A 26870-nucleotide genomic window follows, 5' to 3' on the forward strand; every position below is an offset into this window, starting at 1 on the left:
CGGGGTCCATCACCCTGTGTGTTTCACTCATACCCATGTCGAACCTGGTTCAGACACCCCACTGAGCGATAACTTCTCGCAATCGTACAGCTATGGTTGCCGCCGGACCCGGTTCGATCATCTGGTTGTGTTCGCAATCGACTTCGGTGACTCGGATGTCCCCTTCTACAAACCTTCGCCATTCGGCGACATCGTGTCCGTTCTCCGTAGATCTTCCGGCTACGAAGAACTCGATGGCTCCAACGTGGACAGGCGGTTGGTGCCGATTCGTCAATTCGACGGAGTGGGAGTAACCGCGACTGATCCGCGCCAGATGCTCCGCTTCGATTCCGATTCCGGCACCCAGGGTCTGCTCCAGCAATTCCGCCGCTTCTTCGAAGGTCTCGACCGTCTTGGATCCCGCCGGCATCGCGAGCCCGGCCAGTAGTTCGGAGACCGAGAGTTCTGCGGGCTGATCGGAATCCGACGACGGATAGCTGTCGAGTATCGACAGAGTCACGTCACGTCCGCTCCGAGTGAGGCTGTGTGCCACGGCGTGTGCGATCACGCCGCCGAGCGACCAGCCGGCCAGATGGATCGGGCCGGTCGATGCCACGGCTGCAATGCGATTCGCGTAGTCGTCGGCGAGTTCGGTCAGCGAGTCGAAGCTGGGCCCGCCGCTCAGGGACGGTAGCTGAAGACCGTAGACGGGTTGATCCAGCTCGAGATGCTTGACGAATTCTGCGTAACCCCAGGACAATCCGATACCCGGATGGACGAAGAACAGTGGTGCACGATCGGATCCGGCGCGCAGCGTGATCATCGGGGCGAGAAGATCCGACGAATCGTCCGGCGAGTGTGCGTCCATTCCGTCGGCAGCCCGGGCGACTCCGGCAGGTGTCGGATCCAGGAAAAGCGATTGCAACGGCACTCGCATCCCGAGACGCTTCTCGAGTTCGATGGTGATGCGAGTGGCCACGATCGACGTTCCGCCCAGTTCGAAGAAGTCGTCGTCGACGCCGATGTGCTCGTGCCCGAGCACGGTCTCGAAGATGTCGACGACCGTTCGTTCGGTGTTGTTTGTCGGCGGTGCGTACGGGACCGTGCGTCGCTCGAAGCTCGGGGTCGGCAGTGCCTTGCGGTCCAGCTTGCCGACCGGTGTCACCGGAATGCGGTCGACGACGACGATCGCGCCGGGAACCATGTGCGCGGGCAGGCGAGAAGACAGATGGCGGCGAAGCTCCCAGTCGTCGACGGTCTGTCCTTCCACGGGCTGGATGTAGGAGGCGATCATCGTCTCCCCCGACGGCGCTTCGTGCCCGAGTGTGGCGGCGAAGTAGACGGATGGGTGTGCCATCAGGACAGAGTCGATTTCGCCGAGCTCGATGCGGAATCCGCGGACCTTGATCTGGAAGTCGCTGCGGCCCAGGTATTCGAGGGTGCTGTCGGAGCGCCAGCGCACCAGGTCGCCCGTGCGGTACATCCGCTGGCCTGGTTCGCCGAACGGATCGGCGACAAATCGGTCGGCGGTAAGGTCGGGACGATTGTGGTATCCGCGGGCGAGTCCGGGGCCGGTCACGTACAGCTCCCCGATGACTCCCACCGGCACGGGCTTGAGGTGCCCGTCGAGGACCAGTCCGGCGAAGCCGATGGCCGGTCGTCCGATGTTGATGTCCTTGCCCGGCCGCATGGGTTCACTGACGCTGGCCTGGATGGTGGATTCGGTGGGTCCGTATCCGTTGAACATGCGACGGTCGCGGCCCCAGATGTCCACGAGTTCGGGTGGGCAGGCTTCGCCACCGACTGCGAGTACGCGGAGTTCGGGTAGCGCGGAGCTTTCGATCGAGCTGAGCGCGGTCGGAGTGATGAACGCGTGTGAGACGTGTTCGTCGGCAAAGATTTCGGCCAACTCGGATCCGCCGAAGACCGTCGGTGGGATGACGACCAGGCACGCTCCGCTGCCGAACGCCATCATGAGTTCGAAGACCGAGGCGTCGAAGCTCGGTGATGCCAGGTGAGAGATCCGCGAATAGGGCTGGACGTTGAATCTCTGATGTTCCTCGGCATTGAGGTTTGACAACCCGAGGTGGGTGACGATGACGCCCTTCGGCTTCCCGGTTGAACCCGAGGTGTAGATCAGGTACGCGGGATGCCCGTGATGCAAGGGGATCGTGCGGTCGCGATCGGTGATCGCGGCTGCGCTCTGGGCGTCGATCTCGTCGACGGTCTCGGCTTCATCGAGGACCATCCACTCGACCGTGTCGGGAAGTTGACTGCGGTGAGCGTCGTCGGTGATGCCGAGTACGGCCCGCGAATCGTCGAGCATGTGGTTGATGCGATCGTCGGGATAGTTCGGGTCGACCGGCAAGAATGCTGCACCGGTTTTCGTGACCGCCCAGATCGCGACGATCTCCGCGGTGGACCGCGGCAGACCCAGCGCCACAAAATCTTCGGGACCGACGCCGCGCCGACACAGCGCGCGCGCCAGCTTCGTCGATTCCTCGTCGAGCTCGCGGTAGGTCATCGACCTCTCGCGACTCGAGAGGGCTGGGGCATCCGGGTTCGAGGCGACTGCTTCGGCGAGGATCTCCGGCCACACCCGCGCTCGAGTCGCGGCGGCACCGGATGCCGGCACCAGGGCAGCTGTTTCGTCGGCGCCGAGGATGCCGATGTCGGCGATACGTGTTGCGGGTTCGCGTCCGACAGCGTCCAGGATCAGGCGCAGTCGGTCGGCAAACCGACGAATGGTGGCGGGTTCGAAGAGATCGGTTGCGAAGTCGAAGGCTGCGGACATCCCAGCCGGGATGCCGAACTCGTCGAACTTCTCGTCGACGATCAGCTCCAGGTCCTCCTTCGCGAATTTGGTTTCCACGGTCAGTCCGTCGATGTCGAGGCCGGGTAGGTGGAAATGTGCGGGTTCGTTGTTCTGAAGTTCGAGGGCGACCTGGAACAACGGTGAGTACGACGTGGATCTGGTTGGGTTGATGACGTCGACGAGCCGTTCGAATGGCAGGTCCGAGTTCTGGAATGCGGCCAGGTCGATTTCCCGGACGTGCTCCAACAGGTCGGCAAACGTGATGTCGGGATCGACGCTGGTTCGCAGGACCAGTGTGTTGACGAACATTCCGACGAGATGGTCGAGCGCTGCCTGACCTCGGCCGGCGATCGGTGTGCCGATGGTGACTTCGTCGGCGCCCGACAACTTGGACATCAGCACTGCGAGCGCGCCGTGCAGCGCCATGAACATCGTGACACCGTTTGCCCTGGTGAGGTCCGCGAGGGCGCGGTGGGTGTTCGCGTCGATGTCGAAGGTGAATCGGTCACCGTGGAAGGTCTGTTGCACGGGTCGCGGGTGGTCGGCGGGCAGTGCGATGACGTCGTCGAGTCCGGCGAGTTGCTCACTCCAGTAGTGCAATTGGCGACTGATGACGGATTCCGGGTCGTCTTCCGATCCGAGGACGCGATGCTGCCACAACGTGAAGTCTGCGTACTGCACCTCGAGTGGCGCCCACGTGGGCTCGGTCCCTGCCGTACGCGCCAGGTAGGCCGTCATCACGTCGCGTGCGAGCGGCGCCATCGACGAACCGTCGGCGCAGATGTGATGGACCACGACAAACAGAATGTGAACGGGTTCAGCGGTGTCGAGTCGGAACAGTGCCACGCGCAGCGGCAGGTCCACCGACACGTCGAAGCCGGTCGTGGCGAGTCGTTGCATGCGCTCTGCGAGTTCGTCCTCCCCCAACGTCATTTCACGGACCGGCGGTACTGCCTCGTCGACGGTGAGCACTTGCTGAATCGGATCGCCGCCGACGGCGGGGAACACCGTCCGCAGTGTTTCGTGCCGCTCGACGACGTCGGCGATGGCCTGTTGCATGGCCGTGACGTCGAGGTCACCGGTGAGGCGAACAGCTAGTGGGATGTTGTACGCGGCTGAGCGTGTGTCGAATTGGTTCAGGAACCACATGCGCTTCTGCGCCAACGAGAGCGGGACGCTGCCATTGCGCTCCATGGGAGTGAGCGGCACAGTGCCGACGGCAGTGACAGCGCTGGAGAGCCGTTCGGCGAGCTGAGCCGTCGTCGGTGCCTCGAACAGCACGCGCACCCCGACGTCGATGTTCAGTGCGGAGTTGAGCCGCGAGACCACGCGAGTGGCGATCAGCGAGTTGCCGCCGAGCTCGAAGAAATTGTCGTCGACGCCGACCCGTTCGACGCCGAGTACGTCGATGAACGCATCGGCGATCCGACGTTCGAGGCTGGTGCCGGGCGCCCGGAATTCCACACCGGTTCCGGTGAACTCCGGCGTCGGCAACGCTTTTCGATCGAGCTTGCCGACCGCGGTGCGCGGTAGCTCGTCGACGATCATGATGCTGGCCGGAACCATGTGCGAGGGAACACGTCCGGCGAGGTGCGCGGTGATCTCTGCCCCGGTCAGCGTCGATCCTTCCTCGACGGTGAGGTAGGACGCTAAAACTGTGGCGCCGGCCGGTCCGTCGACGCCGAGTGTCACGCAATTCGTGACACTCGCCATTGCGGTGATCTGGGCGTCGACCTCGCCGAGCTCGATGCGGAATCCGCGAATCTTGACCTGGAAGTCGCTACGCCCGACGTATTCGATGGTGTGATCGCTTCGCCAGGAGACGATGTCGCCCGTGCGGTACATCCGGTCGCCTGGCTTGCCGAAGGGGTCGGCGACAAATCGCTCGCTGGTCAGGCCGGGACGCCGGTGGTATCCGCGAGCCAGGCCGATGCCGGCGATGTACAGCTCACCGGGAGCTCCGACGGGTACAGGTTGCAGGCGCGAATCGAGGATCATCTCGTGCACGCCGCGGATCGGTCCACCGATCGTGATGGGTGCGCCCACTGTCATGGGTTCGCTGATGTCTGCCATGACGGTTGTCTCGGTCGGGCCGTAGGCGTTGACGAATTCTCGTCCGGGAGCCCAGAGGCCGACGAGATGCGGCGGTAGTGTCTCTCCCCCGACGACGACGTGCCGGAACTCGTCCAGGCCGGCCGGGTCGACGGTGGCGAGTGCTGCCGTGGTGACGAACGCGTGAGTGACGTGTTCGCGGCGGATGAGACTTGCCAGTTCGGCGCCGCCGTAGATGTCGGTCGGGACGATCACCATGGTTGCTCCGACACCGAATGCCTGCAGGTACTCGAAGACGGCTCCGTCGAAGCTGGGGGTGGCGAAGTGCAGGGTTCGAGAGTGGTGATCTGCGTGGAATCGACGCTGCTGGTCGAGTGCGAAGCTGTCGAGTCCGGTGTGGGTGACGACAACTCCCTTGGGTCGGCCGGTGGATCCCGAGGTGTAGACCACGTAGGCGGCGTTGTCCATGACCACCGGTGCACGCCGTTCGTCCTGGGTGATCGGCAGCGTGCAACTGGTGGCGACGTCGTCGTCGAATGCCTCTTCTCCGAGCACCAACCAGGACACGATGGGTGGAAGTGTGTCGATGGCGTCGACGACGGTCAACCCGAACAACACCTCGGAGTCGCTGAGCATGTGTTCGATTCGGTCAGCCGGATAGGTGGGGTCGACGGGGACGAACGCTGCGCCGGTCTTGGCCACCGCCCACACCGCGAGTACGGATTCGACGGACCTTTCGATGCCGATGGCAACCGACGTCTCGGGCCCGGCGCCGCGGCGAATCATGGCTCTGGCCAACTGGTTCGAGCGCCGGTCCAGTTCGGCGTAGGTCATGGAACGGCTGCCGGCCGAGAGCGCGATGCGGTCGGGATAGGTGGCAGAGACGTCGGCGAGAATCTCTGGGAGCGTTCGCGCGGAGCGCCCCGGGGAGCCGAAGACCGGCGCAAGATCACGGCTCTCGAACTCCGTGAGAACCTGCAGACGGGCCAGCGGCTGATCCGGTGCCGAGGCGAGTTGCCCGAGGACGATGCCCACGCGCTCGGTGATCTTGGCGACTTCGCGGGCGGAGAAGTGCGTCGGCAAGTACTCCATCTTCAGATTCAGCGTGTCACTTTCGGACGCCACCACGGCAATCGGATAGTGCGCCGAGTCGCGTCCGTCGATGCCGAGAACGTGCATTCCCGCGATGTCGGTTTCGGCGGTCAGGGCTGTCTCGTCGACGGGATACGACTCGAATACCGTCAGGGTGTCGAAGGAACCGGCGGCGCCGACTGCTCCGGCGATGTCCGACAGTCCGATGTGGTGGTGGTCGAGCAATGACGCTTGCTCGGATTGGACGCGAATGGCCAGTTCGGCGAGGGTTTCTCGGGCGTCGAGGCGGACTCGGACAGGCACCGTGTTGATGAACAGGCCGACTATCGATTCCACGCCGGGCACCTGTGGTGGGCGTCCTGAGACCGTTCCGCCGAAGACGACGTCGTCGCGTCCGAGAAGTTCGGCGAGCACGATTCCCCATGCCACCTGTACCAGGGTCGCCATGGTCAGGCCGCGGCTTCGCGCGAACGCCCGAAGAGTCTCGGTTCGTTCGGTCGGCAGCGAGTACGAGTGGATTTCACTTGCCACGGTTTCGGCGGCGGTGTCTGCCCTCGAGAGGTGGGTGGACGTGTCGACGCCCCGTAGCGCTTCTTGCCACGCCCGTAGCGAAGTCTCGGGTTCTTGCTTCGAGATCCAGGAGAGATAGTCGCGATACGACTGAACTCGGGGCAGAATCTCGGGGTCACCGTCGGTTGCGTAGAGAGTGAGCAGGTCTCGAAGCAACAGCGGGGTGGACCAGCCGTCGAGCAGGATGTGGTGGTTCGTCACGACGAGGCGTGCTGTGTCCGGTCCGATTCGCACGAGCATGAAGCGGATCAACGGGGCTGTTTCCATGTAGAAACGATGAGCGCGATCGCGTTCGAGCAGCTGACCGAACGCGACTTCACTGACTTCGGCCCCGGACAGGTCGATCTCGGCCCAGCCGATGTCGACACCGGAACGGATCACCTGCAGTGCCCGCCCTCCCGGTGCGGAGACAAATCCCGCGCGCAGGCTCGGATGACGATCAACCAAGGCCTGCGCGGCGCGGCGCAGGCGCGGCGCCTCCACCCGACCCCCGAGCTCGAGGGTCAGTTGCACCATGTACGGGTCGATTTCGGTTTCGTCGAACTGGGCGTGGAAGAGCATGCCCGACTGCAGAGGTGACAGTGACCAGATGTCGGTCAGGTCGGGGAATCTGCGCTCGAGCTGTTCGATGCTCTGTTGATCCGCGGTGACGAGATCGAGATCGGTGGGCGTGAGCTCGCGCTCGGAGTGTTCCTCCACGTATTCACTCAGTGCGCCGAGTGCTCGGGCCCAGAGCTCCGCCAGTTCGGTGACTTCGGCCTCGCTGAGAATGCCGCGGGGGAAGGACCACGTAGCGCGCAGAATCGGACCGTGTACGGTATCGGTCGTGACGGCGTTGATGTCGAGCACCGACGCGGCGGCCAATTCGCCGCTGTGCGCTTCGTCGAGGGTCACTTCCGAGATCGGCAGCCACGGCACTTCGCCGTGCTCGGGATCCGAGCCGGCAAATCGTCCGAGGTAGTTGAACGAGATCTGCGGCGTGGGCAGCTCACGAAGTTCCTCGTTTCGATCGAGGTACTTCAGGATGCCGAACCCGATTCCGTTGTCGGGCAGGCCGAGCAGCGTTTCCTTGACGAGTTTCACGGCGGAGGCGGCGGTTGATCCCCCGGCCAGTGCATCGACGACATCGAGTCCGGTGAGATCGATCCGGACGGGGAACAAGGTGGTGAACCAGCCGACCGTGCGCGAGAGGTCGGCGCCCGGTACGGCGTTCTCCTCGCGGCCGTGCCCTTCGAGGTTGACGAGCACGTCCCCGCTGCGCTGTCCGCGCGATCGACGCCAGGCGGTGACGGCAATCGCGAGAGCAGCGAGCAGCCCGTCGTTCACCGAGCCTCCGAAATGCTGAGGCACCGTCGAGATGACGTTCTCGGTCACGGAGGTCGGAACGTCGACGCTGACTCGGTCGACGGTGGCTCCGACATCGACGGCTGGGTCGAGCCCGCGTGCCCCGAGCAATGGCTCGTCGGTCCGCATTCTCGACCACAGGTCGATCTCGTCGCGTCGCTGCGCAGCGGTCTCGGCGAGCGCTGTCGCCCAGCGACGTATCGACGTTCCGCCCGGCGGAAGTATGGGTGTTTCTCCGTCGAACGCCGAGGCATAAGCAGTGACCAGGCCCGGGACGAGCATACGCCAGGACACACCGTCGACCGCGAGGTGATGAAGGACCAGGAGCAACCGTCCGGCTTCGGCCCGGTTGCCGTTCGAGCTGACGGGATCCAACCAGACTGCGCTGATCATCTTCCCGTGTTCGGGATCGAGGCGGCTGGATGCGTCCTGCATCGCGGTTTCCGCAGCGGCGACGAATTCTTCGCCGCTGGTGGACACGATGGAGGTTCGGCGCAGGATGTCGGGGGCGGTGATGCTCCCTGGCTCGCGGATCTCGAGTTGGTGAGTCGCGGCGTCCAGGCGCGCCCGCAGCACGTCGTGACGATCGAGGATCGTTTGCAATGCTCGTTCCAGCGCGGGGCCGGAGACATTCGCGGGCAGTGCGATCAGCGCGCTCTGGCTGTAACTGCGGATCGTGCTCAGGTCACCGCGACTGCGTTCGACGAGCCACTCCATGATCGGCGTGAGCGGTAGCGGGCCGGCTCCCCCGCCGGGTAGCTCCGTGAGAACCGGTGCCGTTTCCGATGATTCGATGAGGAGCACTTTGGTGAGGCCGGCCACGGTCTTCGCTTCGAAGACGTCCCGCGGAGTGAAGACGAGGCCTGCGGACTTCGCCCGTGAGACGAGTTGGATCGACATGATCGAATCGCCGCCGAGACCGAAGAAGGAATCGTCTACTCCGATACTGCCCCGACCCAGCACCTCCGCGAAGAGGTCCGCGAGGACCGCTTCGGTAGCGGTGGCCGGCGCCCGCGTCGCCTCGGTTGTTCCCGTGACGGTGAAGTCCGGAGCCGGGAGGCTGCGTCGGTCGAGCTTTCCGTTGACCGTCAGTGGAAGCGATTCGAGGACGACGATCGCGGTGGGCACCATGTACTCCGCGAGTTCGGCGGCGACGAAGTCGGTCACCGTCGCTGAATCGACGGTACTGCCTGTTTCGGCGACCACATACCCGACGATCCGCGGTGACGCTCCCTCTGTCCGAACAAGTGCTACCGAGGCCGCGACGCCGGGGCAGCGGAGCATTGCGGCTTCGATCTCTCCGAGTTCGATGCGGAAACCACGCACCTTCACCTGGAAATCACTGCGGCCCACGTACTCCAACTGCCCCGCGTCGTTCCACCTCGCCAGGTCCCCGCTCCGATACATTCGATCCCCCGAACTACCGAATGGATCGGGAAGGAACCGCACCGAAGTCAATGCGGGTTTCCCGAGGTATCCCCGAGTCACCTGATCACCGGCGACGTACATTTCGCCGACGACACCTGGTGGTACCAAGTTCAGTCGCCGATCGAGTACGTAGACGGACAATCCCGGTACTGCTCGCCCGATGATGCTCGCCGACGCGTGCTCGCTGTCGTTGCGGTCGAGTGCGATTCGACTGACGTGCACTGTCGTCTCGGTGATCCCGTACATGTTGACCAACGTCGGAGCCGTGTCGGCCCGCCTGTCGTACCACTTGCGCAACTGCCCGAGGTCGAGCGCTTCGCCACCGAAGACGACGTAGCGCAGTGCAAGGTCGGGACCCGTGCCGTTCGGTGAGTACGCACGGTCGGCTTCGGCGAGTTGGTAGAAGGCGGTGGGCGTTTGGTTCAGGACCGTCACTCGCTCACGGCGGAGCAGTTCGTGGAACATGTCCGGTGATCTGGTCGTGTAGTAGTCGACGACGACCAGTCGGCCGCCGTGTAGCAGCGGCCCCCACAGCTCCCAGACGGAGAAGTCGAATGCGTACGAGTGGAACATGGTCCACACGTCCGTGTTGTCGAACCCGAACGTCGGGGCGGTGTTGTCCATCAGAGTCAGGACGTTTCGGTGGCTGACCTGGACACCTTTGGGGCGCCCTGTGGATCCGGAGGTGTAGATGATGTACGCGATCGCGTCGGGCAGAAGTGGTGTCGTCCGGTCCGCGTCGGTGATGCGATGGGGCGCGGAGTGATCGAGGCGTACCGCGATCTCCGGCGATCCGAGTTCGACGACGTCTATGCCGGATTCGATGATCTCCGAAGGTAGGTCGCTTCGGAAGTCTCCGGTCGTGACCAGGCATACCGGCCGCGCGTCGTCGAAGAGGAACCGCATGCGCTCGGCCGGGTAGGTGATGTCGACCGGCAGGTATGCCGCTCCGGTTTTGATGACGGCGACGAGGGCCAGCACGAGATCGGTGGTTCTGGGCATCGCAACAGCCACCACGGATTCCGGACCGATACCGCGGCCGATCAGGAGTCGGGCCAGGCGGTTAGCGCGCCCGTCCAGTTCGGCGTACGTCATGGCGCCGTCGCTGTCGTTGACCGCGGTCGACGACGGATGTGCTGCAACAGCCTCGAAGAATCGGTCCGCGATGTTGTCCGCTGGAGCCGGTTCGGCGTGAGTGTTCCACTCGGTCAGCATCTGTCGACGCTCGTCGGCGCTCACGACGTCGATGTCACCGGTAGGAGTCGACGGCTCTCGGGAGACCGCCTCGAGGATGGTGAGCAGTCTGCGTGAGAACGAATCGATCAAGTCACCGTCGAACAGGTCTGTGGCGTAGATGAATTCGGCGTCGATGCCATCCGTTCCGCCATCCGCGTCGTAACGCTCGGTGACCGAGAGTTGCAGATCGAACTTGGCGACGGGTAGGTCGAACTCGACTCCCGAGACCGACAGCCCCGGCAATTCGAGTTGTGGGAGTGCATTGTTGCGGAACTCGATGAGGATCTGGAACAACGGAGTGTGCGAAGTCGAGCGTTCCGGGTCGAGTGCGTCGACCAACCTTTCGAAGGGCAAATCGGTGTGCTGGAACGCGCCGAGGTCGCCTTCGCGAACCTGGGCGAGGACGTCCTCGAACGACGCGTCGGGCGTGACCTGTGTTCGCAGCACGAGAGTGTTGACGAACATACCGACCAGGTGATCGAGTTCGGCCTCGCCGCGGCCGGCGACAGGTGTCCCGATGGCGATGTCCTCGGTACCGGCCAGGCGCGCCGCAAGTACCGCCAGTGCTGCGTGCATGAGCATGAACATGGTGGTGCCGTGCTCACGTGCCAGGTCGGTCAGCGCCCGATGGGTCTGCGGCGATACCGCGAACCGGTGGACCGAGCCGACCATGGACGGCTTTGCCGGACGTGGGAACGACGTCGGCAACGCGATCGGCTCGCCCAGTCCCGCGAGTCGGTCCTTCCAGTAATCGAGCTGACGGGTCAGAGCCGAGTCCGGATCTTCCTCGGAGCCGAGCACTTCGTGCTGCCACACAGCGAAGTCGCCGTACTGCACGGCCAGTTCCGACCAGTTCGGCGCACTGCCGGCACTGCGGGCCGCGTAAGCCGCTGCCACGTCCGCTGCGAGGGGGTTCATCGAGAACCCGTCGGCGACGATGTGGTGGACGACGATCACGAGTACGTGCCTGCGCTCGTCCCTGTCGACGCGCAGGACCGCGCGGCGGATCGGAACTTCGGCCGAGGCGTCGAAGCCTGCCGAGGCCAGCTCGAGGATTCGATCGGACACTCTGGCAGCAGTGACGATTTCCGGCTCCAGGATCGGCATGACCTCGTCGCTGGACATCACCTGCTGAACCGGCTGTCCGTCGATCGAGGGGAACTTCGTCCGCAAGCTCTCGTGGCGCCCCAGTACGTCCGCTACCGCGGCCTGCAATGCGGCGAAGTCCAGATCGCCGTCGAGGCGCACTGCCAGGGGAACGTTGTAGGCGGGGGACGTCACGTCGAACTGGTTGAGGAACCACATCCGCTTCTGTGCCAGTGACACGGGCAGTGGGTCCGGGCGGGATCGCCGAGTCAGCGGTGGTCTGGGGTTCTCTCCGCGGCCGACGCTCTCCGCCAGACGCGAGAGCTGCCGAACTGTCGGAGACTCGAACAGTCCTCGAACGCCGATGTCGGTGCCGAGAAGTGCGTTGACGCGGGCGATGACGCGGGTCGCGGTCAGTGAGTTTCCGCCGACGTCGAAGAAGTGAGTGTCGATACCGATCGGAGACACTCCGAGCACGTCCTCGAAAACGCCCACCACCAGCCGTTCCAACTCGGTGGCCGGTGCAGTGAGTGTTTCGGCATCGGTGTCGAAACGAGGCGCCGGAAGAGCAGCCCGATCGACCTTGCCGACGCCGGTCAGCGGTAGTTCGTCGAGCACGACGACGCTTGCGGGCACCATGTGTGCCGGCAGTAGCTCCCGTGCCGCCGCCCGGATGTCCTCGGCGCTCACCCGGCGTTCGTCGTCGCAGACGACATATGCCGCCAAGGCCTGCTCGTCGGAGGGTCCGCGCACCGCCAACGTGACCGCGTACTCCACGCCGGGCAGCTGACCCAACGCCGTGTCGACCTCGCCGAGTTCGATGCGGAAGCCGCGGATCTTGACCTGGAAGTCGCTGCGTCCGAGGTACTCGATGGTGCGGTCGCTGCGCCAGCGCACCACGTCGCCCGTGCGGTACATCCGCTCCCCCGGCTCGCCGTACGGGTTGGCGACAAATCGTTCGCTCGTCAGTGGTGAGCGCCCGTGATAGCCGCGCGCGAGTCCGACTCCGGCGACATACAGTTCGCCGGGAACTCCGACGGACACCGGTTGAAGTCTGCGATCGAGGACGACCTCGCTGAATCCGCGGTTCGGCGGTCCGAGATAGACCTTCTCGCCGGCAGGGATGGGGTCGCTGAGGTTGCAGGAGATGGTGGTTTCGGTGGGTCCGTAGACGTTGACGAACGATCTTCCCGGCGCCCAGGTGCGCACCAGGTCCGCCGAGGGCGCCTCGCCGCCCACCGTGATGGTGGTCAGTTCGTCGATTCCCTCGGGATCCACCGACGTCAGCGCTGCAGGCGTGATGAACGCGTGGGTGACATGTCCCTCGCGGAGAACGTCGGCCAGTTCGGTTCCTCCGTAGACGGTGGTGGGAGCTACGACCAGTTCACCGCCGACGGCGAAGGCGAGCAGATACTCGAGAACGGAGGCGTCGAAGCTCGGAGAGGCGAAATGCAGTGCGCGTGAATTCTCGGTGAGACCGTAGCGATGACGCTGTTCGTCGGCGAAGTTCTCGAGACCGGTGTGCGTGACGACGACGCCCTTGGGTCGGCCGGTCGAGCCCGAGGTGTAGATGAGGTAGGCAGTGTTCTCCAACCGCGGGGTTCCTCGACGCTCGTCCTCGCGTAGCGGTGCCGCGGACACTCCGGAGAGCCGAGCGATGCTCGTCGGGTCGTCGAGTTCGAGCCACTTCGTCACACCGCCGTCGCCGGGTCTGTGGGCAGCCGTGGTCAATCCGAGCGAGGATGCCGAGTCCTCGAGCATGAACGAGATCCGGTCACTCGGGTAGCGAGGATCGATCGGCACGAAGGCGGCGCCGGTCTTGGTGATCGCCCAGACCGCTGCGACGGATTCGAAGGAGCGTTCCACACAGATCGCCACCCGTGAGTCCGGCCCGGCGCCTTCAGCGATCAGCACGCGCGCCCACTGGTTCGACGCCTCGTCCAGCTCTCGATAGGTCATCTTTCTGTCACCACAGGACAGTGCGACCCGTTCGGGGAATCTGCTCGCGGTGTCCGAAAAGATGCGATCGAGTGTCCTGACCGAGCGGCCCTGCCTGCCGCGCGCGGGAACCAATTGCTGCACTTGCGAATCCGGCATCAAACGCAGTTTCGCCAGCGGCAGATCCGGTTGTGCGGTGATCAGCTCGAGGGTGCGGAGCAACCGGTCGGCGATCGCGTCGATGTCGTGATCGCCCAGGACTCCCGGGAAATACTCGAATTTGAGCCGCAGTCGCCCGTCGGCCGCAGAGGCGACGATTGCCAGTGGATAGTGCGCGGCATCCTCGGCGTCGTGGACGTCGAGAACGTGCATTCCGGCGATGTCGGTGCCGGAGGAGAGTCCACCGCGATCGACGGGATACGACTCGAAGACAGTCAGCGTGTCGAACGATGCAGCGGCCCCCACTGCCGAAGTGATGTGCGAAAGCCCGACATGATGGTGATCGGACAACCGCGCCTGTTCCGCTTGGACGCGAACGCACAGCGCCGCCAGGGACTCTCTTGGATCGAGGCGAACTCGGACGGGGACGGTGTTGATGAACAAACCCACCATCGACTCGACGCCGGACACCTGGGGTGGTCGGCCGGAGACGGTTCCACCGAAGACGACGTCGTCGCGGCCGAGGAGTTCGGCGAGCACGATTCCCCAGGCCACCTGGATCAAGGAGGCTGTCGTCAGGCCACGGGAGCGGACGAATCCACGCAGAAGTTCCGTCTCACGTTCTCCGAGCGCTGTGGTCGTCGAGCGTGAGGTAGCGCCGTCCTCGTCGACGGCGTGAGTTCCGGTGAGCAGCGTCGGGTCGTCGAGTCCGCGGAGTGCTTCGCCCCAGGCCTCGATCGACACGCTGTCGTCGCGAGTGCTGATCCAGCTCAGATAGTCCCGGTAGGGGTGTACGCGTGGGATGGCACTGTGATCACTGTCTGTCGCGTAGAGCGTCAGTAGGTCGCGGACCAGCAGCGGCATCGACCATCCGTCGAGGAGGATGTGGTGGTTGGTCAGGATCAACCGATACGCGTCGTCACCGGTTCGCAGAAGCAGGAACCGCAGCAGGGGCGGAGTGGCCATGTCGAAGCCGCGGACCCGATCCGCATGGAGAAGCTCGCGTATCTCGGTCGCCTGTTCGGTGGGGGCCAACGGAGAGATGTCGATCTCGGTCCACGGCACGTCAACGTCTGCGTTGATCACCTGCACCGATCGTCCACCGGTGTCGGTCGTGAACGCCGCGCGTAGGTTCTCGTGTCTGTCGAGCAGTGCCTGTGCGGCGCGGTGCAACCGGGACGCGTCGACGCCGTCGAGTTCGAGTGCGAGTTGGACGGTGTACGCGTCGACTGTGTGTTCGGCGTAGCGGGCGTGGAAGAGCAGTCCGGATTGCAGCGGTGAAAGGGACCAGACGTCGGTCAGTGTCGGGAACTTGCGCTCGAGGTGGTCGATGGACTCCTGGTCCAGTTCGATCAGGTCGATGTCCGACGGTGTGAGTCCCCCGCGTTCGCTGTGTTCGGCGTAGGTGGCCAGAGCGCGCAACGCCTGCACCCAGAGGTCGGCGATGGCGCGAGCATCGCGCTCTGCCAGCACGCCGGTGGGATAGGCGATAGTGGCACCGATGTGCGGTGCGCCCGAGATCTCGGTGGTGACGACGTTGACGTCCAGGACCGAACCCACTGGCATCTCGGACCGCGCTGCCGCTTCCAGATCGACGTCCCGGGCCAGTGCCCAGTCCCCCAGTGACTCTCCTGCTTCGGTGCCGGAGAAACGGCCCAGATAGTTGAACGAGATCTGCGGTTGGCGGAGGTCTTCGAGTTCCGCTCGACCCACCTCGTCGAGGTAACGCAGAACTCCGTAGCCGATGCCGCTGTCCGGAACACCCAAGAGTTCTTCCTTGACACGCTTGAGCACCACCGCTGCCTCTGGGGCGCTGCTCATCACTTCCGCGATGCCGATGCCGGCGAGGTCGATCCGCATCGGGAAGACGCTGGTGAACCAGCCGACCGTGTGCAGGACGTCCGCACCGGGCACCACGTGAGCTTCGCGTCCGTGGCCCTCCATCGAGATGAGTACGTTGTCGGTTCGTATGCCCTGTGCCTGCCTCCACTGCGTCAGTGCCAGTGCGAGAGCAGCAACGAGACCGTCGTTGACTGATCCACCGAAAAGCGCCGGAAGCGTGGTCAGGACTGTATCGGACAGTTCGACGGGTACGTCGGCGACAACTCGGCCGACCGAATCGAACGTGTCGAGCCGCGGGTCCAGCGGCCGGGTTCCGATCAGCGGGTCGGCACCTTCGAGTATCGAACGCCACCGGGGCAATTCGACTCTTCGATCGGGCGCGATGTCGCGGAGCGCATGCGACCAACGACGAACCGACGTGCCCGAGTACGACGGCTCCGGTTCCTCGCCTGCATCGATGCGGTGGAAAGCCGACGCAAGTTCCGGCACGAGGACGCGCCAGGAGACACCGTCGACGGCGAGGTGGTGGATTACCAGGAGCAGCCGGCCGGTGTTGTGCACGCCGGACAACCAGACGACCCGCACCATCACGCCCCGGCCGGGGTCGAGCTCTCGGCGCGCACCGTCCAGTGCGTCGACGATCGCCGCGTCGAACACCGCGGTGCCCGGCTCGGCCTCTACCTCGATCACCCGGCAAATATCCTCGGCTGCAACAGATCTCGGCTCGCCGACAACAAGCCTGCGCTCGCCGTCGAGCTCGAGGCGTGCGCGAAGGACGTCGTGACGATCGAGAACAACTTGAAGAGCCGCGGTCAACTGCTCCACACTGCGAAGCCCGTGCGGCGCGTTGAGAAGAGTCGCTTGGGAGAACGAATCGAGACCTCGGAGATCGGAGCCGAGCCGGTCGAGCCACCACTGAGCCACCGGCATCAACGGCACGTGGCCCACGCCGCCTCCGGGAAGTTCCTCGAGCACCTCGGGTTCGTCGTCCTTGGTCGATGCCAGCAAAACCGCAAGACCGGCGACCGATTTCACCTCGAAGACGTCACGCGGGGTGAACACGAGCCCGGCGTCGCGGGCACGGGCGACGAGCTGAATCGACATGATCGAATCGCCGCCCATCGAGAAGAACGAGTCGTCGACGCCCACCGATTCGACACCGAGGACATCGACGAACAAGGCGGCCAGCGTGCGCTCGGTATCGGATTCGGCAGCCCGCGAGCGTGCCTGGGTTGCTCGCAAGTCGGGAACCGGCAGGGCTCGGCGGTCGAGCTTTCCGTTGGCAGTCATCGGCAGTTCGTCGAGAACGACCACGACCGCAGGAACCATGTACGGGGCCAGAGCCGAGCCCGCGAACGCGATGACGGCCTCGGGATCCACAGTCTGAGCGTCGTTGGCAGGCACGACGTATCCGACGATCCGTGCGGCGCCTCCGTCACGTTCGAGCGTGGTCACCACGGAATGTGCAACGCCGGGATAGCGAGCCAGAACTGCCTCGATCTCGCCGAGTTCGATGCGGAATCCGCGAATCTTGACCTGGAAATCGCCTCGACCCTGGTACTCGAGTTCTCCGTTCTTGTTCCACCTGGCGAGGTCGCCGGTTCGGTACATCCGTGCGCCCGCACTGCCCGCAGGATTGGGCACGAATCGTTCGGCGGTCGTGCCGGCGCGGTTTCGGTAACCGCGGGCGAGTCCGTCGCCGCTGACGTACAGCTCTCCCGTCACTCCGACCGGGACGCGGTGCAGGCGATTGTCGAGGACCCACGCGGTGATGCCTGTCGACGGGCGACCGATCGTGACTCGATCGGTCGGGGACATCGGCTCGGTGATGCTGGCGACGACCGTCGATTCGGTTGGTCCGTAGGCATTGATCATGATCCGGTGATCGCTGACCCAGGCGGCGACGAGGTCCGGTGGGCAGACGTCGCCGCCGGTTCCGATGCACACCAGCTCGTTCAGTCCGCTCGGATCGACCGTGGCCAGAGCGGCTGGTGTGATGAAGGCGTGCGTGACGTGCTGGTCGGCGATCAGACTCGTCAGTTCGGTTCCGCCGATGATGCTCGGTGGGGCGATGACCATCGTGGCCCCGGCACCAACAGCCATCAGGAGTTCGAGAATCGAGGCGTCGAAGCTCGGTGAGCTGAAATGCAGCGTGCGCGAGGTCGACTCGACGCGGAAGCGACTGCGTTCCTGCTCGGCGAGTGCCGAAAGCCCACGGTGAGTGACCATGACGCCTTTGGGGACGCCGGTGGAACCGGAGGTGTAGATGACATAGGCCGGGTTGTCCACGGACACCGCAGCCAGCAGCTCCGAGGCATCTATCCGCTGATCACCGATCTGTTCGAGGGTTGCGAGTGTCTTTGCCTGATCGAGCAGAACGGCGTCTGCCTCGTCGGGGACGACACCCACATGCTCGGCGGTGGTGAGAACGACGCCCGCTCCCGAGTCGTTGATCATGTGGTGCACGCGGTCGACGGGATACGCCGGGTCGACGGGTACGAATGCAGCGCCGGACCGGGCAACCGCCCAGATCGCGACCACGGATTCCAGTGACCGTGGTAATGCCAGGGCGACAACGGATTCCGGACCGACCCCGCGGCTGATCAACAGTCGTGCAAGCCGGTTGGCGCGGCGGTCCAGATCGGAGTAGGTCAGATGGCGGTCGCCGAAAATCAGTGCAGCCCTCTGCGGTTCGTCGACGTACTTCCGCTCGAGCAACGTCGAGAAGTGAACCTGCTCGGGAAGTTCCGGTGCGACGGCGCGAATCGTGTCGAGATCACTCACGAGATCGATGTCGCCGACCGGCGTGTGCGGTGACTCGGTGACAGCACCGAGAATCCGAACCAGGTATCGAGCGAAACCTTCGACGGTCGACTCGTCGAACAGGGCGCTCGCGTAGGTGAACCCGGCCTCGATTCCGGCCGGCCGGCCGTCGTCGTCGAAGGTCTCGGCAAGCGTGAGTTGCAGATCGAAATTCGAGACGGCGGATTCGAGTTCGAGGACCTCGACGTCCAAATCCGTCAGACGAACTGCTGGCCGAGTGGTGTTCTTGAACTCCAGCATCACCTGGAACAACGGTGAATGCGACGTCGACCGCTCCGGAGCCAGCGCATCGACGACGCGCTCGAAGGGGACGTCTGCGTGAGCGAAGGCGTCGAGGTCGGTGCTGCGAACTCTGGCCAACAGATCGGTGAACGAGGCGGCGGGGTCGACGTCGGCGCGCAGGACCAACGTGCCGACGAACATACCGACCATCGGATCCAGCAGGGCATTTCCGCGCCCGGCGATCGGTGAGCCGATCGTGATGTCTTCCATGCCGGACAATCTCGCCACGAGCACTGCGTATGCGGCGTGCACCGCCATGAACATACTGCTTCGGTGTTCGATCGCGGTTTCGCTCAGACGACGGTGGATGCCGGCATCGATGTCGAATCGAACGACGCCGCCCGAGAGATCCTGCACACGCGGACGCGGTCGATCTGCGGGGAGCGCAAGAATTTCGGGAACACTCGCCAGTTGACGTGTCCAGTACTCGAGCTGACCGGCAAGAGTGCTGTCCGCTTCGTCGATCCGACCGAGAGCCCTTTCCTGCCAGATGGCGAAGTCCGCGTACTGGACCGGAAGAGGAGACCAGTCGGGCGCCTCACCTCGATGCCTTGCCGAGTACGCGCTCATCACGTCGAACGCCAACGGTGCCATCGAGAATCCGTCGGCGCAGATGTGATGGACGACCACGGTCAGGACGTGATCTTCTTCGTCGACCTCGATCAGTTCCGCCCTGATCGGTGGAGCCTGCGTGACGTCGAAGCCCCTCGAGGTGAGACGTTCGATCTCCCCGAGTACCGCTTCGGCGTTTGCGGCGACAACCGGCAGCGCGCCCAACGCTTCACCGGGTTCGACGATCACCTGCGCCGGCACTCCCTCGACCATGGGAAACAGCGTGCGCAGCGATTCGTGGCGAGTAAGCACGTCGGTGATCGCGCCCTCCAACACGGCAACGTCCAACCGGCCTCTCAGCCTGATCGCTATGGCGACGTTGTACGCCGCGGACGTGACGTCGAATTGATTGACGAACCACATGCGCTTTTGTGCCAGCGACAGCGGGATCGTCTGTGGCCGCGGCAATGCCTCGAGCGGAAGGACTGCCGGTCCCCCTCGTGCCGTGGCGCACTCGACCGCCAACTGCGCAACGGTCGGCGCGTCGAACAACTCTCTGATCGACAAGTTCAACGACAGCGAATCGTTCACGCGCGCCACAGCGCGTGCAGCGACGAGGCTGTTTCCGCCGATCTCGAAGAAGTTGTCGTGAACACCGACTGCCCCGGATTCCAGAAGCTCCTCGAAGATCGCCGCCAACTGCGCTTCGAGCGGTGTTCGCGGCGCCAGATACGTCTGCGAGCTGTCGAAGCTGGGCGCGGGCAGAGCCTTCCGATCAAGCTTGCCGGTCGAACCGAGAGGGAACACGTCGAGGGCGATGACCACAGCGGGAACCATGTAGGCCGGAAGGAGACCTCTCAACTCGGTGCGTAGGCCGTCCGTGTCGATCGAAGTGCCGGTGTCGGCGATGACGTAGCCGACCAAACTGTCACCGACCACGTCGTCGTGATGGACGAGAGCAGCAGCTTGCGCGACACCGGGCAGCCTGAGCAATGCTGCTTCGACCTCGGCGAGTTCGATGCGCTGGCCGCGGATCTTGACCTGGAAATCGCGTCGACCGACATAGTCGAGCAGCCCGTCGGCGCGCCACCGGACGACATCACCGGTTCGGTACATCCGGGTGCCAGACGGGCCGTACGGGTCGGCCACGAACCTGTCGGCGGTGAGATCGCTGCGCCCGAGGTATCCACGCGCCAGTTGCACTCCCGCCAGATACAGCTCGCCGTGAACGCCGACCGGAACCGGATGCAGCCGCCCGTCGAGGACATAGAGCTGGGTGTTCCACACGGGCGCACCGATGGGAACGGTGACGGTCATGTCGGGGGTGAATTCGGCGGCGCTGACGTCGACGGCAGCCTCTGTGGGTCCGTACAGGTTGAACAGTCCCGCAGAACTCAGACGGGTGAACGCCTCCGCAGTGGTAGGCGCGAGGGCTTCACCGCTGCAGAACACCTGACGCAGGCTCGCACACTGCCCGGCAGTCGCGGCAGCGACGAATTCCGCGAGCATCGACGGAACGAAGTGCGCCGTCGTGACGCCTCTGTCGGCAATCAACGCCGACAGGTACCCGGGATCACGGTGCCCGTCCGGTTCCGCGATCACCAACTGCGCGCCGGTCTGCAGGGGCCAGAACAGTTCCCACACCGAGACGTCGAAGGTCACCGGGGTCTTGTGCAGCACCACGTCCGACGCGTGAAGGGGGTACGTGTCCTGCATCCACAGCAGGCGATTGACGATCGAACGGTGTGATACTGCAACACCTTTCGGTCGACCCGTCGATCCGGACGTGAAGATCACGTAAGCAGCATTGTCCGGGCGCAGGGGTCCGAGCCGATCAGCGTCGGTGATCGGCGCCGTCGTGGACACCTGACGATCGAGATCGACGTCCACGATCGGGACTCGCGCGGGAAAAGCGCCGTGGTCCTGGGGCCGGCTCAGCACGCAGATCGGTTCCGCGATGTCGAAGACGTACGCGATGCGCTCGGCGGGATGATCGGGATCCACCGGGACGTATGCCGCACCGGCACGGATCACGGCGTGGACCGCGACGAGTAGTTCCGGTGACCGTCGAATCGACACCGCGACGCGCATGTCCGGGCCGACCCCGCGGGCGATGAGGGTTCTGGCAAGTTCACCGACCCTCGCGTCGAACTCCGCATAGGTCAGTGTCCGCTCGCCGTAGACCAGCGCGGCCCCCTCGGGTGTCCGGGCTGCCTGCTCCGCCACCAGGTCCGAGAGGGTGGTGATCGGTACGGCGTGTTCGGTGGCATTCCAACGCTCGAGGACCAGTTCCGCCTCGCCCGGAGCTGTGAGATCGACGTCGCCGACGACGGATTCCGGGTAGGCAGCTACCGCGTCGAGGAGCATCGTGAAGCGATCAGCGAGGCCGGACATGGTGTCCGAGTCGAAAAGCTGGCTGGCGTAGTTCAACTGGCCGTCGAGATGGTCGCCGCGGTCGGTGAGAATGACCTGAAGGTCGAACTTTGCCGCGCCCGTCGACAGTTCGTCGACCGTGACCTCGAGCTCGGGCAAAGTGACCTCGGTGGGAGCGGCGCCCTGCATCACCAGCATCACCTGGAACAGCGGCGCCTGGTTGTCTGCGAGGGATTCGACGAGTACGTCGTACGGCACTTCGGTGTGCTGCAAGGCCGCCACGTCGACGTCGCGGACGCGGGTGAGAACTTCACCGAAGGTGAGTCCCCCCTCGAGAACCGTCCTCAGCACCACCGTGTTGACGAACATTCCGACGACGTCGTCGAGAGCGCGCTCGCTCCGCCCGGCCACCGGAGTGCCGATCGTGATGTCGTTCGCTCCGGATTCTCGGCTGAGCAGGACGGCCAGCGCGGCGTGGATCACCATGAACACGCTGACGTCGCTGCGCGCCGCGATCTCGCCGACCCGGCGGTACGTCGCGGAGTCGATCCGGAAATCGAGATCGTCACCGCGCAGCGAGACACCCGCAGGCCGCGGGTGATCCATCGGCAGTTCCGCGAGCTCACCGCGTTCGGTGAGCGTGTGCGACCAGAACCGCAACTGCTCGGCAAGAATCGAATCCGGGTCGGACGCTTCACCGAGCGCTCCGCGTTGCCACTCGCTGAAATCGCCGTACTGCACTTCGAGTGGCAGCCACGCCGGCACGCGTCCGCTCGCCCGCGAGGCGTACGCCACCATCACGTCACGAGCCAGCGGCGCCATCGACAGGCCGTCCGCTGCAATGTGGTGCACGACGAGGACCAAGGTGTGCTCGCGTTCGTTCACCTCGAGCAGAGTCGCGCGGATCGGCACCGATTCGCTGACGTCGAATCCCTCTCGCGCGAGCTCACTCGCCCGCGCCGAGGTCGCTGCGGCAGGCACCGTTTCCACCTCGAGATGATCGAACATCTCGTCCACACCGAGAACGTGCTGGACGGGGCCACGCGCACTCTCGGGGAAAACGGTCCGCAAGATCTCGTGTCGAACGATCACGTCCCGCAGCGCGGTGAACAGTGCATCGACGTCGAGATCGCCGGTCATCGAAACCGCGATCGGAATGTTGTACGCCGGCGAACTCGGATCGAGTTGATTGGTCAGCCACATTCGTTGCTGCGCCAGAGATACCGGTATCCGGTCAGGGCGATCGATACGCGTCAGTGCCGGGGCACGTGTGTTCCGCGAGTCCGCGAGGTCGGCACGTGCTGCCAGTGCGGAGACGGTCGGCGCCTCGAAGAGGTCGAGAACGCTCAGCGTCGTTCCGAGAGCTCCGTTGACCCGCGACACGACGCGGGTCGCGATCAACGAGTCACCGCCGAGGTCGAAGAAACTGTCGTCTGCTCCCGCCCGGGTGATACCGAGCAGATCGCAGAACACCGCCGAAATTCGCTTCTCGGTCGAGGTCTCGGGGGCACGGTATTCAGCCGACCCGCCCACAGAATCGATGTCCGGTAACGCTTTCCTGTCGATCTTTCCTGCCGGAGTCAACGGAATGGAGTCGAGGACGACGATCCGCGCCGGAACCATGTGGGCTGCCAACGAAGATCTCGCGTGGGCGACCAGCTCGGAGTTGTCGATGTGTGTGCCCACAGCCGCCGTGACGTACGCCGCCAACAGTGTTTCCCCACTCGGGCCCGCAACTCCGGCGGTGACTGCCTGTGCGACGCTCGGGTGGCGGCGCAGCACGTCGTCGATCTCGCCGAGCTCGACGCGGAAACCGCGGATCTTGATCTGGAAGTCGCTCCGGCCGAGGTACTCCAGCTCACCCTCGCCGTTCCACCGCGCGAGGTCACCCGTGCGGTACATGCGCTTTCCCGCAACACCGTTGGGGTCGGCAACAAATCGTTCGGCCGTAATCGTGGCACGCGCGTGGTACCCGCGCGCCAAACCGACACCGCTCACATAGAGCTCGCCGGCGACACCGATCGGCACCGGTTGAAGCCGCGAGTCCAGGAGGACGGTTGCGGCTCCGCGCATCGGCTTCCCGATGGTGACGGGAACATCGCTGCTCAGCGGTCCGGTCAGAGTGGCGACGACGGTGGTTTCGGTCGGTCCGTACGCGTTGAACATCGAGCGTCCGTGTGACCACTGATCCACCAGCGCGGGTGAGCATGCGTCGCCGCCGGTCACGACCACTCGTAGATCCGGTAGGCCGGCGGGATCGACTGTTGCCAGCGCGGCCGGGGTGACGAAAGCGTGGGTGACCCGTCCGATACGCATCACCTGTGCCAGTTCGTCGCCGCCGTACACGGTGGGCGGCGCGATCACCATCGTTGCCGAGCCCCCGAAGGCAAGGAGGAGTTCGAGGACTGAAGCGTCGAAGCTCGGCGAAGAGAAGTGCAGGGTGCGGTCTCCTGGTTCGACTCCGAACCTGACTCGTTCTTCGTCGGCGAAGCTGCTCAGCCCGCGGTGACTGACCACGACGCCTTTGGGGACACCTGTGGAGCCGGACGTGTAGATGAGGTATGCCGGATCGTCGTAGCTCAGGCGCGTACGCCGCTCGGCGTCGTCGACCGGTGCATCGGAATGGTGCGAGGTGTCCAGTTCGTCGAGGAGCAGCCAATCCACCGAATCGGCGAGCCCGCCGTGGTGCTCCCCCACACTGATTCCGACCACAGCTCCCGAATCGGTGAGCATGTGCCGAATACGATCCTCGGGGTAGTGCGGATCGATCGGGAGGAAGGCACCGCCGGTCTTGGCCACCGCCCACGTCGCGGTCACCGATTCGAGAGACCTCGACAGCGCAAGGGCGACATAGGTGCCGGGGCCGACTCCCCTGTTGATCAGTTCACGGGCGAGTGTGTTCGACTCGGCGTCGAGATCCCGGTAGCTCACCTCACGATCACCGAAAACGAGCGCTGGGGCATCGGGGTTCACAGCCGAGGCCCGGCGGAGAATATCGGGGAGAGTCAACGGGGAGGACGCGGTCGCTCCCCGCGCCGGTACCAGGGACTCACGCTCGAAGTCGTCGAGGAGATCGAGGTCTCCGACCGGCGTTCGCGGGGCTGCTGCTGCGCCTGCAAGGATCCGCACCAGTCGCGAGAGGAAGGCTCGGACCGTGGATTCGGCGTAGTGCTGCGTGGAGTACGCAACCTCGAGGGCGCCGGTATCTGCGTGGACGTCGATCGCCACGTCGAGGCCGGCAATCGTGGTCTCCTGCGAGCCGTCGTTGAGGTGGACGTGCAACTCGGGCAGTGCGGGGACACCTGCCGCCGATCGAATCGACAACGTATCGCGTTCTCGAGCAAGAGAACTCACGAACTCGTCGAACGGCGCCGCCGGATCGACCTCGCAGCGCAGGGGCAAAGTTCCCCACTCGGTCCTCGTTCCGATCAGCACGTCCCGGCGCTCGGTCGATCTCGACAGCAACGAAGCAAATGCGGCATGGACAACGGCAAAGAGGGAGACGCCTTCCGTGCGCGCAAGTTCGGCGACCGCGGGATCGAGTGGGACGCTCAGCCGATTCGTACCGGTGGGCTCCGATTCGGCGTCGATTCGCTCGAGGCCCAGTGTCTCGAGGTCCAGTGTGGAGCCCTCGTCGGAGTCCCCCAGGTATCTCGCCCAGAACCGCTCGAGTTCCCTGCGCTGTGCACTGCGCGCCCCTGCCTCGGCACTTGCCGGATGAATCCGGTTCATCGGCGTACCGGCCGGTGCTGCTGTCAGTTCTGCGACCAACTCGGTGAACGCCCGGTGGTGCTCGGCCAGTTCGTCGTGGCCGTAGCGATTGGGGTTTCCGCGAAAGTCGATCAACGTCTGCGCCGGATCGCCGCTCTGGTACACGTTGACCAGCAGATCCTCGACCGGACCCGACGTGACGATGTGATACTCACCGGTCAGTGGCCCGAGGGTTATCTCCTGCCGGAAGAGCATCACATTCATCATCGGGCCGGACAGACGCGCGTCGCCGACGGTCAGACCGGCATCACGCCGGATGTCCTCGAGGCTGCATCGCTGATGACGAAGCGCACCGAGAAGTTCGAGTTGCACGCGCCCGACCAGATCGTCGACACTTTCGTCCGGGTTTACGTGGATGTGTAGCGGCGCGACGTTGACCAGCATTCCGCCGGACCGCTGCAGCGGTGCCGTCGTCCTCGCGGAAACCGGCAGGTTGATCAGCACGTCGTCGTAGCCGGTACTGCGGGACAGGTAGCACGCCAGTGCCGAAATCAACACTGCGGCCGGAGTTGCACCGGAACGTGAATTCCACTCGTCCAAGGCAGCAAGGCTGTCCGCCGACATCGCGGCACTGACGAGTTCACTGCGTGCAGTCGGGGGTCCCTCACGGGTGGCCAACGTCGAACCGTGTTCGACGCCCGACACACGCTGGGCCCAGTACTCGCGGTCGGCTTCGAATCGGCTCGATTCGCGGTACTTCTGGTCGAGCTCGGACAGCGTCGTGACGTCGAGCGCCTTGTTCACCGCAGGCTCTCGACCTTCGACGGCTGCGGTGTAGATCGCCGCAATCCGATTGACGATCGTCATACCGCTGTATCCGTCGAGAGCGACGTGATGAATCCTGGTGTACCACAGGTAATCCCGATCACCAGTTTGAAGAATTGTCATCTCGACGAGACGATCGCGAGTCAGATCGAGCGTCGTCGCGTAATCGTTGTCCATCCACTCCGAGGCAGCCTGCCGAGGGTTCTCACGCTCGCGGAAGTCGAAGTAGTCGATGCCCGGGTCGATCGTGAAGTCCACGATCTGGCAGGGCTCCCCATCCGGGTACATCAACCGTAGAAACGGTGATTCGAACTCGTGGGCAGCCTCCACCGCGGCGCGACTGAGCAGTTGCATGTCCAAATCGCCGTGGAACTCGATGTACTGCGCGATGAAGTACGGGACCGTCGGGTGAAGTTGCTGCGCAAACCACATGCTGCGCTGCACCGCTGACAGGGGGAACGCTCCTGCCGGCAGGCTTCGCGATCCGGTGAGCGGGTCGATCCTCTTGTCGGTATCCATCACGACCACCCCCACACAGCGTTGTGACGATCAGCGTTGTCACGATCAGCGCCGGGAAGTGTGGCTCGGGGATTGAAGAGAAACATCGCACCGCCTCGATATCGAGTGGAAACCATGTGGCGATCCTGCGAGAGCGCAGCCGAAGGTCATCGACCTCGACGAAGGGTCGCTTCGAAGTCCGAACCTCCCCGAAGGTCCGAACTCAGGATCAAAATTTGTCGTCGTCAGGCGTCAGGAGCACCGC

1 protein-coding gene is annotated in these 26870 nt (G+C 64.5%); it reads right to left on the minus strand.

Features of this window, described 5'->3' with window-relative positions; genetic code table 11:
• Window positions 1-49 precede the first annotated feature (49 nt).
• Window positions 50-26626, minus strand: coding sequence for a non-ribosomal peptide synthase/polyketide synthase (locus V3587_RS09505; RefSeq protein WP_283376419.1), 26577 nt, complete (start codon window positions 26624-26626; stop codon window positions 50-52).
• Between the last annotated feature and the right edge of the window lie 244 nt (window positions 26627-26870).

It is taken from the genome of Rhodococcus sp. IEGM 1306 (assembly GCF_036541985.1).
Lineage (GTDB): Bacteria > Actinomycetota > Actinomycetes > Mycobacteriales > Mycobacteriaceae > Rhodococcus_F > Rhodococcus_F qingshengii.